At 38.5% G+C, this 13,861-nt stretch carries 11 protein-coding genes; 3 read left to right on the top strand and 8 right to left on the bottom strand.

What is annotated here, in order from left to right; all coding sequences use genetic code 11:
• Positions 1–193: 193 nt before the first annotated feature.
• Positions 194–1,057, bottom strand: a complete 864-nt coding sequence (locus V7068_RS17740; protein ID WP_499713881.1) for a nucleotidyltransferase-like protein — start codon at positions 1,055–1,057, stop codon at positions 194–196.
• A gap of 248 nt (positions 1,058–1,305) precedes the next feature.
• Here V7068_RS17740 and V7068_RS17735 point away from each other — a divergent pair, with 248 nt between their 5' ends.
• Positions 1,306–1,653: a YgzB family protein gene (locus V7068_RS17735; protein WP_127759099.1), complete on the top strand. Its 348-nt coding sequence runs from the start codon at positions 1,306–1,308 to the stop codon at positions 1,651–1,653.
• A 35-nt stretch (positions 1,654–1,688) separates the two neighbouring features.
• On the opposite strand, the gene perR is transcribed toward V7068_RS17735, so the two are convergent.
• From perR to V7068_RS17700, 7 genes are all read right to left on the bottom strand, one after another.
• Positions 1,689–2,132: a peroxide-responsive transcriptional repressor PerR gene (perR, locus tag V7068_RS17730; protein WP_127759098.1), complete on the bottom strand. Its 444-nt coding sequence runs from the start codon at positions 2,130–2,132 to the stop codon at positions 1,689–1,691.
• Positions 2,133–2,286: 154 nt separating this feature from the next.
• Positions 2,287–3,231, bottom strand: a complete 945-nt coding sequence (locus V7068_RS17725; protein ID WP_499713880.1) for a D-2-hydroxyacid dehydrogenase — start codon at positions 3,229–3,231, stop codon at positions 2,287–2,289.
• 574 nt (positions 3,232–3,805) lie between these two features.
• A complete protein-coding gene (gene bcp, locus V7068_RS17720; RefSeq protein ID WP_499713879.1) occupies positions 3,806–4,276 on the bottom strand; it encodes a thioredoxin-dependent thiol peroxidase in 471 nt (156 codons plus the stop codon).
• Between the two features lie 64 nt (positions 4,277–4,340).
• The gene (locus tag V7068_RS17715; RefSeq protein ID WP_119118811.1) at positions 4,341–4,760 is read right to left on the bottom strand and encodes a potassium channel family protein; all 420 of its coding nucleotides are present in this window, start codon (positions 4,758–4,760) and stop codon (positions 4,341–4,343) included.
• 150 nt (positions 4,761–4,910) lie between these two features.
• A complete protein-coding gene (locus V7068_RS17710) occupies positions 4,911–5,696 on the bottom strand; it encodes an ABC transporter permease (RefSeq protein WP_119118812.1) in 786 nt (261 codons plus the stop codon).
• Positions 5,697–5,700: 4 nt separating this feature from the next.
• Complete coding sequence (locus tag V7068_RS17705) at positions 5,701–6,492, bottom strand: ABC transporter permease (protein WP_499713878.1); 792 nt, start codon at positions 6,490–6,492, stop codon at positions 5,701–5,703.
• A 41-nt stretch (positions 6,493–6,533) separates the two neighbouring features.
• On the bottom strand, positions 6,534–7,541 hold the full coding sequence (locus tag V7068_RS17700; RefSeq protein ID WP_499713877.1) for an ABC transporter ATP-binding protein: 1,008 nt from the start codon (positions 7,539–7,541) through the stop codon (positions 6,534–6,536).
• Between the two features lie 177 nt (positions 7,542–7,718).
• Here V7068_RS17700 and V7068_RS17695 point away from each other — a divergent pair, with 177 nt between their 5' ends.
• Positions 7,719–9,014 (top strand): glutamate-1-semialdehyde 2,1-aminomutase, encoded by a 1,296-nt coding sequence (locus V7068_RS17695; RefSeq protein ID WP_499713876.1) that lies wholly within the window; start codon positions 7,719–7,721, stop codon positions 9,012–9,014.
• 318 nt (positions 9,015–9,332) lie between these two features.
• A complete protein-coding gene (locus V7068_RS17690; RefSeq protein ID WP_499713875.1) occupies positions 9,333–13,805 on the top strand; it encodes a glutamate synthase-related protein in 4,473 nt (1,490 codons plus the stop codon).
• The last annotated feature ends 56 nt before the right edge of the window (positions 13,806–13,861 follow it).

Here is a 13,861-nt window from a genome sequence, read left to right as displayed (position 1 = left end):
GTTTTCAAAGAGCAATTTAGTATCACTTATTTCTCAAGCGACTTTTACATCTTACCACATCAACCTCTTACTCGTCAATATGTTTTTTTATTTTTGATTCCCACCTCGAAACGTGATGTTTCTCAGCGACGTTTATTAATATATCACGCTCTTTGTTTACCGTCAATATCAAACATAATTTTTTCGAAAAAAATTATGTTTGATAATATCTATGAAAAACTCCCTGCCCTTTTGTTTCTACTTTAATGGATTGTATAACATGCTTTTCTATTAAGTATTCAACTAACACACTTAAGTCTACTGTGTAGTGTATAAGCTCCGGATGATTCATTAGTTCAGCAATCGTCCACGGCTCTTCTTTCGTTTCCATGATTTCAAGCAAGTGCTGTGAACCAATACTTATTCGAGAATGAATTAAAAATTCACTAGCTAAAAATAAAAGCTCTAATCTTTTTTGTAATGTTTCTTCACTGCTGACTAATTCTTTATACAATTTATAAATTTCTGGTTCAATAAGTTTTACTTGATTCCATACTGTTGCTTCTGGATAAAATCCTTGTTCAATGACTTCTAAACGTGCTAAGTGATGAAGGGAATGAACAATATGATTAAACGCGTCTAGAAAATGCCCATTCTCAAACAATGCTCTACCATCTGTATAGCGACGGATTAACTTCGCAAATTCCAAACCTTTTTTTAATTTCCGACCATAAAACGGAAACTCTCGAATTTCCGTTTTAAGTTGTTTTAAGTATTCATTACGATCAAACAATATCTTACCTTCTTGAATCCAATTCACAACTTTTCGATTCGTGCCTAAAAGAAGCCACTTTTTTAATTGCTCTTCCTGAACAATGTGCAAGGCAGCTTTTTTCTCTTTATACATATAGTGTTTAACAAATACTGCATCTTCTGCTTCATTTACAATTACAAATAGGATGTAATCGAATGTATCTGTAATCAAACTAGCGTCTTCACTTTTTTCAATTAATAAAATTCCAAGAGTAGATTGCAAACTAGCACGTTCTTGATAAATAGGGCGAAGGATATCCTCCATCTTCTCTTCCTCCAAAAGCTTTATTTAGGCACTGTTATTAAAATTAAACGTGATTTTAGCTCACTTTGCACAAAGTGAGCCGCGTCCGAAAAACTCAATTATAACAAAGCCATTTTTAAAATTTCTACAAAACTCTTCATAATCCTGCTAAATCCTAATATAGATATGATTTCTTTCTTGACACCAAAAATATTTTTCATTTTTTTCCACAAACCATCTGTGATATAGTTGTTTCAGGAGGGACTATCATGGCTAAATATTCTAGTAAAATCAATAAAATCAGAACATTTGCATTAAGTTTGATTTTCATCGGTTTTCTTGTTATGTACCTCGGTATTATCTTCAAATCACATCCGATTGTGATGACAATCTTTATGCTTCTCGGTCTTTTATGCATTATGGCAAGTACAGGTGTGTATCTTTGGATTGGAATGTTATCTACTAAAACAGTTCAAGTTCTTTGTCCAAGCTGCCAGAAGCCTACCAAAATTTTAGGACGAGTGGACATATGTATGCACTGTAATGAAGCACTCACACTAGACAAAAGCTTGGAAGGCAAGACATTCAACAAAAAATATAATCAAAGGCAGCTATAAAAGAAAAAAGTTCCAACCAAAAAGGTGGAACTTTTTTAATGTGCTTCTTTTTTCGAACAATCTGGACATTGTCCGTAAATTTCCATCCGGTGTTCATTCACTTTAAATCCTGTAACCTGAGCAGCAAAATGTTCAACTTCATCCAATGCAGGATAATCAAAGTCCACAATCTTTCCGCAGCTTTGGCAAATAACATGATAATGATTCGTTGTCACAAAATCAAATCTTGCAGAAGAATCACCATAGGTTAGTTCTTTCACCAATCCAACTTCGCGAAATACTCTAAGATTGTTATAAACAGTAGCTACACTCATGTTCGGGAATTTCCCTTCCAACGCTTTGTAAATATCATCTGCTGTTGGATGAGACATGGAGTTTATTAAATATTCCAGTATCGCATGTCTTTGAGGAGTTATTCTAACACCGGTATCTTTCAAGGAATCTAAAGCTTCTTTTAATTGAATTTCAGACACCGCCATACACCTCTTTTTCTAATTAAGTATAAATTATTAAATTATAATATTTATAAATAGTGTACCTGTTATCGACTTATTTTGTCAATATTTCTACTACTAAATATAGTCCATTATACGTGGATTCATCGTTTTTTATTAGTTTTTTATACAAAGCTTTTTAATATCCTCTGTTTATATCAATGACATTGATATATTTTTTACCATTTGATACATACTCTTGTAAATTTTTCCCAAATATCACGAAACAGCGCGGCAGATATTGATCACTTTGACTTGATACATGGGGAGTTACTGTAACATTTTTCATATTCCAATAAGGATGATTCCGCGGAAGCGGCTCAGATTCAAACACATCCAAAATAGCATGTGTAATTTCCTGTTTCTCTAACGCTTGGAGTAAAACGGATTCTTTAACGAGATCCCCCCGACCGATATTGATAAACACAGCACTGCTCTTCATTGCCTGAAAATGTTTCTCCGTTAAGATATACCGTGTTGCTTTCGTGCTCGGTAACACTGAAACGATGTAATCAGCTTGAGGTAAAACAGCTAGTAATTCTTCCAGTTTATAAAGAGTATCAATATGCTCAACACCCTGACCGCTGCGATTAATACCTAGTGTTGTCATTCCAAATGCTTTAGCTAATCGAGCAATCTCTCCGCCAATCGCCCCTGTACCAAGAATAAGCATTGATTTACCATGTAATTCTCCCATTACGATACTGCGCTGCCAATTTTCATCACGCTCTTGCTGAATTAATTGTTTTAGTCTTTTTTCATATTGCAGCATCATTCCAAATGTATACTCAGCCATAGGAATTTTATGAATGCCTCTAGCATTAGTAACAAGAATTCCACGCTCTTCAATTGACTTAAAAGGCATTTTCTCCAAACCTGCGCTCATCACCATAATCCATTTAAGCTTCTTTGCTTTTTCAATATGCTCGTCGGTTAAGTCCTCTCCATATGTAATCAGCACTTCCGCTTCAGCCAAGCTTTTGTCGTTCCATACCTCTTCATATTTGAATGTTACATTAGGAAACGCTTGCTCAATATGCTGTTGAATTTCTTCTGATGGTGTAATGGTTGAAACAATAAGCATCTTACTCTTCTCCTTTCGCTCTTCTTATTCATTTATAGCCTTTTATCATTATTTATTAGGCGAGAATACTCCCACCTCAAGGAATGTGAAGGGCGAAACCCAATGAGTAGGTCGGAGATGAATCGCCTTTTTGCGTAGCAAAACACCTGTTCCCACGGTATAATATTCCTGTACGGTGGTTCTTTGAAAACTGAAGATAGGAGGTTCTAGCAGGAAAAACGTCTACTAGGTAAAATCTTCAACGTTCTAATCGCCTCCACGCATACCGAAGTTGCTAATCCTTAGCTAAAAGTGGGGTGCGTGGCGAGTCAACGTACAAGAATATTAAAAGCTTTCACCGTAGGGACTACGGGTAGAGCCTGCTAAAAAAACTGGTGTTCACAGGAATCCCCTACTTCAAATTTTCGTTAGAAAATTAAGTAGTGGGTAGTTCAAACAACGAAAAAACACGGGAACCTAAGTCCCGCGCAACTAGTTTGTGAGGAGGTATTCCCTTACTACAAGCATATTCATCTACGCTTGTTTTGAATTGGACAAAAGCCTTTCCAACTGAAAATAGGCATACTTTCTCCGACTATTCACCTAAACTTTGAACATATTCAAGAGCTTCTTCTACATGCCCTTTTACTTTTACTTTCCGCCATTCTTTCACAAGTACCCCTTCTTTATCAATTAAGAAAGTAGAACGTTCAATTCCCATATATTCTTTACCGAAGTTTTTCTTTAGCTTCCATACTTCATAAAGCTCTGCTACCTCATGCTGGTCATCTGCTAATAAAATAAATGGGAGACCGTGTTTTTCGATAAATTTCACATGTCTTTCAACCGGATCCGGACTTACTCCAATAATCACGGCATTTAATTGTTCAAACTGCTCATGCTGGTCGCGAAAATCACACGCCTCTGTTGTACAGCCAGGTGTCATATCTTTCGGATAAAAATATAACACAACATGCTTACCTTTAAAATCTGCTAACGAAACCATTTCTCCACGATGATCACGAACGTGAAAATCAGGGGCTTTCTCACCAATACGAACTGTCATGATATGTACCTCCATCTTTTTTTCTCATCGTAATCGTACTCAAATATAATAAGAAAGACAACTTTCATTTATCCTTTCTATCAAAATGTTCCATCTCAATCACCGTCCGAATGACAAAAGCAGCTGGCAACGTATATCCGATAAATGCTTGAATCGTTGCAATAATCCGCCCTACCCCAATGGGACTAATATCTCCATAACCAACTGAAAACATCGTCATCGCACTAAAGTAAAAAGCTGTTTTTAATTGCTCTGAAAAATTCCCATCTAATCGATTGCCCAAATCTAATATAACTGCATAATTTTGCAGCTCAAATAATAAATAAATGAGTGCAAAACCAACTAAAATTGTCGTATATAAATTACCAAGCCATAGTAAGTTTTCCACTGAAAATCGCTTTTGTTCTGAATCCGCTAAAAAAAGTGTTCGAATACTCATCGTCATACAAAAAACGACGCCAACGACCAATACATAAAACATCATAAAAAACGCCTCATTTCAAAAGCAACTCATACCCTATCTTTACTCTTTGTCCTAGCGATATATGACCTTTATGGAGTGAACTTCATCCTGAAGGCTCCTTTATTCATCCTAACGTCAAAACTCCCTCCAACATCAGTTGAAGGGAGTTGCTTAATTTCCTGCTCCACGATATTTTTTTATGCCTTGATTCCAAATCATCACAGACACCGTAAAAAAGACAAGCCCGACAACCGGTGTTAAAAACGAGAAAATGTACCACTCTTCCTTACCGAGGAAGTATGAAGCAGGATATACGCCAACAAAAGCAAATGGCAGTACCCACGTAAGCATAAAACGAATCACTTTATTATAAATATCCACTGGATAACGACCATAGTTGCCGATATTATACATCATCGGCATAATCGATGTTTTAGAATCCGACCAAAAGCCAACACTTGCGATAACGATAAACACGGATGCATAAGCAAGTGCCCCGCCTATTGCAAATAGCACAAATAAAATCGGATCATACCAAGCAAGCTCAAGCCCTAAATTGGCTCCTGCATAAAAAATGATAATAAAGCCCGTCACTAACCCAAACAACGATTCTAGCTCCATTCTCTCAATCACAACTTGAAATAAACTATGAATCGGCCGCGTCAAAATACGGTCCATTTCCCCCTTTACAATATATCGATCATTGAAATCCCATATATTAAAAAAGGCTGAAAATAACGCATATGGAATAAGGAAAAAGCCGTAAATAAAAATAATTTCATCCCTGTTCCATCCATTCAAAAACTGCGTGTGGCCAAAAACGACGAGAATAAACACTAAATTCACCGTCTGATTAAATAAATCAGATAAAATTTCAACAATGAAATCTGAGCGGTATTCCAGTCTCGTCTTCATATATTGACTAACATATTGAAAAAAGATTCCTATATAAAACATTTCCTCAACCTCCTTGAATAATGAGCTGTTTTTTAGCTACTATCCATAAAAGTTGAATCGGGATAAGCAGAATGATTACCCAAATACATTGCTGGCCTAACGCCATCAAAAGCTCACTATGACTAAAGCCGTTTGTAAAAATCATACTCGGTATATAACTAATCCCTTGAAATGGTAAGTACTGCATTACATCTTGCGCCCACAATGGGAAAAAGCTAATCGGTAAAAGTAATCCTGAAAATAAATCCACTATTACTCTCTTAGCACGAATTAAACCGGTATTGTTATAGAAGAAAAAGGCCATAATTCCTGTTAATAAATTAATTTGAGTATTAATAATAAAACTGAATAGCAGCGAAATGGCGAAGTACCCCCAAGTTGCTCCATTATACGGAATATGTACTTGGAAAAGAAGCGTGACGAGAACCATTCCTGGTATCGAAAAAAAGAAAAAGCGGAAAATTCCCTCTCCTAATCCAGCCATCGTCTTCATTCCTAAATAATGATACGGTCGAAGCAGCTCAATTGCGACCTTGCCATCCTTAATCTCCATGGCAATTTCTCGGTCAATATTATTAAAATAAAACGCTCGCGCCATCCAAGCAATCGCAACATATGAAGTCATCTGCTCAATCGTTAATCCTTCAATGGATCCTTTATCTCCATAAATGGCACTCCATAAAAAATAATACGCTCCAATATTAATCGTATAAATTACTATTCCTGTGTAGTAATTCAATCGGTACGCCAACATCATTAAGAAGCGCATCCGAATCATCTCGATGTATTTACTCACACTCTCTCCCCTTTCATCTGTTCTGTTCACTTTAGCAAAGGTCAGACAGTGCCTGTTTCATATATATTTCGCACAATTTCCTCAATAGATGTTTCATGAATTTTAACATCCTTAATAGGAAAAGAAGTAACGACGGTCGAAATGAGCTGTGAAATGTGATCGCCCTCATCTTTAATAACAGCTAAATACATATGATTTTTTTCATCATACTCCCATATAACCGGAAACGATAAAGGCAATGCTTCCAACTCTGCTTGTTGGACAGGCTTTACAAACTGAAAATGGACTTCCTTATCTTCCCCCCAGTTCTCTTTTAAGCTTTGCAATTCCCCGTCATAAATAATTTCCCCGCTATCAAGCATGACAACTCGTTCACAAAGCGCCTCAATATCCCCTAGATCATGAGTCGTTAATAAGATGGTCGTATTGTATTTTTCATTAATTTCTTTTAAAAATTCGCGAATTTTTAATTTAACAAGTACATCTAAACCAATCGTTGGCTCATCTAAAAATAAAAGGGGCGGGTTATGAATTAAAGCAGCAGCTAACTCACAGCGCATACGCTGTCCAAGCGAAAGCTTCCGAACCGGTTTATCAAGCAACGGCTCAATATCGAGCGTTTTAATTACATGATTCATATGTTCGTTATATTGCTCATCTGATACTTTATATACTTTCTTCAACAATCGAAACGATTCTTGTACAGCAATATCCCACCAAAGCTGTGAGCGTTGTCCAAACACCACGCCAATCGTCCGAGTAAATTTTTCGCGCTCCCGATGCGGATTCATACCATTGACTACAATTTCTCCTGAGGTCGGAGTTAAGATGCCTGTTAACATTTTAATTGTTGTCGATTTACCCGCTCCATTTTCTCCGATATAAGCGACCATTTCTCCTTGTTTCACTGTAAATGAAATATCATTGACCGCAGGCACAATTTTATAATTTCTTGTTAATAAGTCACGAAAAGCTCCTTTCAACCCAGATCGGCTTGAATACGATTTAAACTCTTTCCGCAACCCCTTCACTTCAATTGCATTACTCATTCCGTAGTCCTCCAATAAAATTCCTGTCTAATCACTTAGTTTATCCAATGACGTTTCTATAAACAATAGAAACGCTTAAATTGTTGCACACAATATCCCAGGCTTCATGTTTTTCAAAGCAAAAAGTGCTATGATGGTGTATGAATATTTGTAAGTTTATTTAGGAGGCTTTTCATAATGAAATTCACTAATTCTGAGCGTTTACATAAAGAGGCTCTCGAACATATCGTCGGTGGTGTAAACAGCCCTTCCCGTTCATATAAAGCAGTCGGCGGCGGTTCACCTGTAGTCATGGAACGTGGACAAGGCGCTTATTTTTGGGATGTCGACGGAAATAAATACATCGATTATTTAGCAGCTTACGGTCCAATCATTACGGGGCATGCTCATCCTCATATTACAAAAGCCATTACACATGCAGCAGAAACAGGTGTCTTGTATGGAACACCAACAAAACATGAAATTAAATTTGCGAAAATGCTCAAAGAAGCCATGCCAAATCTAGAAAAAGTTCGTTTTACAAACTCGGGAACAGAAGCCGTTATGACAACTATTCGTGTTGCTCGTGCTTATACAGGCCGCGATAAAATTATTAAGTTCGCTGGCTGCTATCACGGACATTTCGATCTTGTACTCGTTGCAGCTGGGTCCGGCCCTTCCACGCTCGGTACGCCTGACTCTGCTGGTGTAACAAATAACAGTGCTCAAGAAGTCATTACCGTCCCATTTAATGATATTGAACCATTTAAAGCAGCTCTGCAAAAATGGGGTCCTGAAGTAGCTGGCGTACTCGTTGAACCGATTGTCGGCAACTTTGGAATTGTGGAACCTAACAAAGGGTTTCTTGAAGAAGTGATTCAGTTATCACATGAAGCTGGTGCTGTCGTTATTTTTGATGAAGTCATTACCGCATTTCGTTTTATGTACGGAGGCGCTCAAGATTTACTAGGAGTTCAACCAGATTTAACGGCCCTTGGAAAAATTATTGGCGGCGGACTGCCTATCGGTGCATACGGTGGAAAAAAAGAAATTATGGACACAGTTGCTCCACTCGGCCCAGCTTATCAAGCTGGAACAATGGCAGGAAATCCAGCTTCCATGTTATCGGGCATCGCTTGTTTAGAAGTCTTGCAGGAAGAAGGTCTTTATGAAGAACTTGATCGTTTAGGAAAAATATTAGAAGATGGTATTTTACAATTAGCAGAGCAATATCATGTTCCAATTACGATTAACCGTCTTAAAGGCGCCTTAACGATTTATTTCACAACTGAAAAAGTTGAAAATTACGAGCAAGCAGAAAACACGGACGGAGAAATGTTCGGTAAATTTTTCAAATTGATGCTCCAACAAGGAATCAATCTAGCTCCATCTAAATACGAAGCTTGGTTCTTAACAACCGCTCATAAAGAAGAAGATATTACGTATACATTAAAAGCTGTGGAGCACGCTTTCAAACATTTAATGACTAAGTAACGAAGAAAAACTCCTCGAAAACAGCATGCATGTTTTCGAGGAGTTTTTTTGCTCTTCTCCGCTGTTCTATAATCGTTCTAAAAAAGAGATTAGACTTTCTTAATCAATCTACTATACATTTACACGCGATTGATTTCTGAATATTTAGATGATATCATTAACTCATATTTCCATTTTTAAATCCTTTATCTTATCATTCCATTTATTAAAAAGTTAAATACTTTATTTACTTTTCATATGAGTTTTCTTGCACTATTACAAGTTTTGTAGGAGGTGAAAGGCAGTTAATAAGGTGGATCCTTATTACGAGCCGAACAAATGACTCAACAATGGAACCCAGCTACTTTTAAAGAGTTTTATAAAGAAGAACATGATGCTTGTGGCATCGTTGCTTGTATTGAAAAAAAAAGAGTGCCCACAAATGAAAATATTTTCGCTTGTATTCATGCACTAGTGAAAATGAATCATCGCGCCGGATTTATTAACGGAGAAGGCGACGGTGTCGGAATTCACATTGATATTCCAAGAGCTCTTTGGAAAAAGAAATTAGCTGCAAAAAATGTAGATCCTAACCTTGTTGACAGCAACCAGTTTATTGTTGGCCACTTATTTTTAAGCACAAAAGAAAATACTCACAAACTAAAAACAGAAGTTAAAGAAAAACTCCTTCAGCATGGACTATCATTAGTGTTCGAAACAGATCAAGCCTATAATCAAGACGCATTAGGCCCGATTGCCATTCAAGAAAATCCTGTCTTTTGGCAGTTCGCCTGTACAGCAAACACGAAACAACAGTCTGAACTATCCAGCATACTATTCGAACTCATTCTCACAATTGAACAAAATCATCATATTCACGTCGCTTCTCTTAGCCAATATCATGCGGTATACAAAGTGATGGGCGCCGGTGATATTCTACCCAAATACTATCCAGATCTTGCAGATCCCGTGACAGCTTCAACGATGACATTAGGTCATAACCGTTTTTCAACTAATACATTATCCAGCTTCTTCCGCGTACAGCCCTTTAGTGTGCTCGGTCATAACGGAGAAATTAATACAATCGCTAAACTGCGTGATGAAGCAAGAATGATAAATACCCCGCTCGCCAAGGACGGAAGTGATTCCCAAGATTTAAACCGAACAATCGAAACATTTATTTATCGTCATAACTTCTCATTATTCGAAGCTGTAGATTTAGTCTTCCCGCCTATTATTAATGAAATAAAAGTCTATCCTGCTCATCTTCAAAATCTATATACGTATTTAAGAGAAGCTTGGGGACATTTCGCCCAAGGTCCTGCGGCCATCATTTCCCGTTTCGGCGACGAAGCTGTATTCTCTGTTGATTCATTAGGCTTACGCCCTCTTTGGCAGCTTGAAATAGAATCATCCTATTTATTTTCTTCAGAACCAGGCATCATCTCTTCTTCTGAGTACGCAGGTGACCCAAAACCGCTTGGTCCAGGAGAAAAAGTCGGCTTAAAATGGGAAAAGGATTCTATTAAACTGTATAACTATAAAGCTTTTCAAGAAGAAATTTATGAACGATTTAAAAAACGATTTATTTTGGCTAATGATAGCGTGCGTCTCCAAACACCAGCCTTCAAAAAAGTGGTGACAACAACACAGCCTGAAGCCATTCATAATGGCCAGTACAAAGCATTTGGTTGGGAAAGGGAACATATTCAATTAGTCGAACAAATGGCTGAAAAAGGAGTCGAGCCGATTCGTTCATTAGGGCATGACGCACCGCTTGCAGCTCTTAATCCACAGCGAACCAATATCGCAGACTTCATTAAAGAAAGCGTAGCCGTTGTGACAAATCCAGCGATTGACCGTGACCGGGAAACAGAGCATTTTTCTACACGAACCATTATTGGCAAACGCCCAACACTGTTCGCTGCTGAACAAGCTGGAAAAATAACGGAATTATTAACACCGTTGTTAATAGAAGGACAGCTTGGCTATGACTGTTCAAGCTTTATTCAACAGCCTAGCTATGATCAACTCGTTTATTATTATGAAACAGAAAAGCAAACGGCCTTTATTTCTACGACATTTACTGAAACAGAAAGTATTCCGGACGCGCTAACTAGGATTACAGATGAAGCAGTGGCTGCTGTTAATGCAGGCAAAACCCTGCTTATTCTTGATGATCAAGAAGCTCATCAAAACGGCAAACTGTGGCTCGACCCGCACTTAATTACATCAGCTGTTGATCAAGTGTTAGTCCAAACAGGCAAACGACGCGACTGTTCTATCTTGTTACGTTCTGCTGCTCTTCGGTCCCTGCACGACATTATTCTTGCTTACGGTCTTGGAGCCAATTTAATTAGTCCTTATTACATGTTCTTCTCCCTCTCTACGGAAGAAGCTACACCTTCTGTTAACCTATATCAGGCTTTAACAAAAGGACTAGAAAAAGTCATTTCGACCATTGGGATTCATGAGCTGCGTGGATATGGACGCTTGTTCTCAAGCATCGGCCTGCATGAGGAAATTATTCAACATTTAAAGATTGTCAACTTTTTCGGTTCCCATGAATTAGGCTATAATTTCGATGCACTCAAAGCAGATGCCATTCAGCGTGCAGCAGATTATCAAAATGAAAAAGAACGTATCAGCAAAACCTTTCACCTGTTCCCACGAATTTGGAAATCAATCGGTGAAATGGCCACAACTGGAGAGTACGATGCCTATCGGGAAAAAATTTCTGAACAAGAAGAAAACAATCCAACAGCGATAAGACACTTAACGTCCTTTAAGACAACAAATACATCGCTTTCTGCCGAAGACGTGACCATTTCAATAAAGGATCATGATCTGCCATTCGTTATTGCTTCCATGTCATTTGGATCGCAAAACGAAACAGCTTTCCGCGCTTATGCAGAAGCGGCCAATCGACTGAACATGATTAGTATGAATGGAGAAGGTGGAGAAATTAAAGATATGCTCGGTAAATATCCGAAAACTCGTGGACAGCAAATCGCGTCCGGTCGTTTCGGTGTCAATGCAGAGCTCCTTAACTCTTCTAACCTATTAGAAATTAAGATTGGGCAAGGTGCAAAACCTGGTGAGGGCGGCCACCTTCCAGGCTCCAAAGTAACAGCCAAAATTGCGGAAGCACGAAATGCAACGATTGGCTCTGACTTAATCTCACCATCTAATAATCATGACATCTATTCGATTGAAGATTTAGCGCAAATGATTCATGAGCTAAAAACAGCGAATGATAAAGCAAAAGTAGCGGTTAAAGTGCCTGTCGTTCCAAATATCGGCACCATTGCTGTCGGCATTGCAAAAGCAGGGGCGGATATTATTACGCTTTCTGGTTTTGATGGCGGTACAGGAGCCGCCCGGATTCATGCACTAGAACATGTAGGGCTTCCTGTTGAAATTGGAGTAAAAGCTGCTCACAATGCTCTTCTTGAAGCAGGACTTCGTCAACAGGTTGAAATTTGGGCAGATGGCGGGTTAAAAAGTGCCGCTGACATTTTAAAAGTAATGCTGCTCGGTGCCAATCGTGTCGGCTTCGGTACATTATCAATGATTGCCGTAGGCTGTACAACATGCCGCGGCTGCCATTTGGATACATGTCATGTTGGCATTGCGACACAGATTGAATCAGAAGCACAAGCAAAGGAACATGGTTTACGACGTTTTGTTCCGCGTAAATTCGATTTAGCCGTTCTTGGTTTAACGAATATGTTTACCGCCTTCGGAAAAGAGTTAAAGGCATTAACTGCTTCTCTCGGCGCGAAAAACCTTCAAGATATTGTCGGTCGTTCGGATTTATTAGAACAAGTAAAAGGATTTGATTCATTAAATTTAACATACTTGTTAAAGACATTAGATATTGAACCATTTTCTAATATAGAAACTGCTCCTTACTTAAATGAAAGTGCTGTACAGGTAGCCGTAGGAGCAGAATATTTAGATGCACAAGTGGAAGATTTACAACAATCTCGCTCGTATAGCTCCATCACATCTGAGCAGCGTGTGCTTGGAAGTCGAGTATCTTGTCACCGTGTTCGCAATCGACTAGATGGCTCCTATAAACAGCTTCCACCTGTTCAGTTGTCTTATCAGGATGGATCGATTCCAGGAAACGGTTTAGGCGCTTATAATAGTGAAGGAATCTCGATTAAAGTAAACGGCGGCGCACAAGATGGTATTGGTAAGACCGCAATTGGAGGAAATATTTTTATCTTCAAATCGCAAGGGAAAGACGGCAACTTCTACAACGGCTCTGTTGGGAAAGGCTTCGGGTATGGCGCACAGCATGGATTGCTCATCGCTCAAGGTGACGCTGATGCACGTGCAGGTATTCGTCTATCTGGTGCCGATATAATTATTGGCGGTCAATTAAAACAACCAATCCCAGATAATGAGCAAGGAAATATCGCAGTCTCTGCCAATATTAAAGGTTTTGCTTTTGAATATATGACAAATGGTCGGGGGTTAGTGTTAGGAGATCCGGGTCCATGGATTTGTGCTGGTATGACAGGTGGTGTCATTTATTTACGCCATCAACCAGAAGCTGGCTTAACAAAAGAGACTCTTAAACGGCGAATTGCCAAAGGAGCAAAGGTGTCCATCGATCCTTTAAATGACGAAGGCGTGAAAGCTATCGAGGAACTACTAGGCAATTATGTGACCTTATTAAAGGAACAAGGTCAACGAGGGGAAGCTGCCTCCCTTAAGGTACTACTCCAAGAACCGAAGAAGCATTTCATTCAAGTTGTACCAGTCAAAGAACAAGCGGACCCATCTGTGTCCACCGAGTAATATAAATCAACAAAAATTTTCAATCCGCTTCGGTGCCTGAAGCGGATTGAAAATTT

Source organism: Bacillus sp. JJ634 (assembly GCF_036962285.1).
Lineage (GTDB): Bacteria > Bacillota > Bacilli > Bacillales > DSM-1321 > Peribacillus > Peribacillus asahii_A.
Note: the sequence above shows the minus strand (reverse complement) of the source record. Positions and strands in the feature narration are given on the sequence as shown.

What these genes read in the sequence shown, in the direction of transcription:
- V7068_RS17740 (WP_499713881.1), bottom strand. Translation starts at nt 1,057, where the DNA reads ATGGAGGATATCCTTCGCCCTATTTATCAAGAACGTGCTAGTTTGCAA.
- V7068_RS17735 (WP_127759099.1), top strand. Translation starts at nt 1,306, where the DNA reads ATGGCTAAATATTCTAGTAAAATCAATAAAATCAGAACATTTGCATTA.
- perR (WP_127759098.1), bottom strand. Translation starts at nt 2,132, where the DNA reads ATGGCGGTGTCTGAAATTCAATTAAAAGAAGCTTTAGATTCCTTGAAA.
- V7068_RS17725 (WP_499713880.1), bottom strand. Translation starts at nt 3,231, where the DNA reads ATGCTTATTGTTTCAACCATTACACCATCAGAAGAAATTCAACAGCAT.
- bcp (WP_499713879.1), bottom strand. Translation starts at nt 4,276, where the DNA reads ATGACAGTTCGTATTGGTGAGAAAGCCCCTGATTTTCACGTTCGTGAT.
- V7068_RS17715 (WP_119118811.1), bottom strand. Translation starts at nt 4,760, where the DNA reads ATGATGTTTTATGTATTGGTCGTTGGCGTCGTTTTTTGTATGACGATG.
- V7068_RS17710 (WP_119118812.1), bottom strand. Translation starts at nt 5,696, where the DNA reads ATGTTTTATATAGGAATCTTTTTTCAATATGTTAGTCAATATATGAAG.
- V7068_RS17700 (WP_499713877.1), bottom strand. Translation starts at nt 7,541, where the DNA reads ATGAGTAATGCAATTGAAGTGAAGGGGTTGCGGAAAGAGTTTAAATCG.
- V7068_RS17695 (WP_499713876.1), top strand. Translation starts at nt 7,719, where the DNA reads ATGAAATTCACTAATTCTGAGCGTTTACATAAAGAGGCTCTCGAACAT.
- V7068_RS17690 (WP_499713875.1), top strand. Translation starts at nt 9,333, where the DNA reads ATGACTCAACAATGGAACCCAGCTACTTTTAAAGAGTTTTATAAAGAA.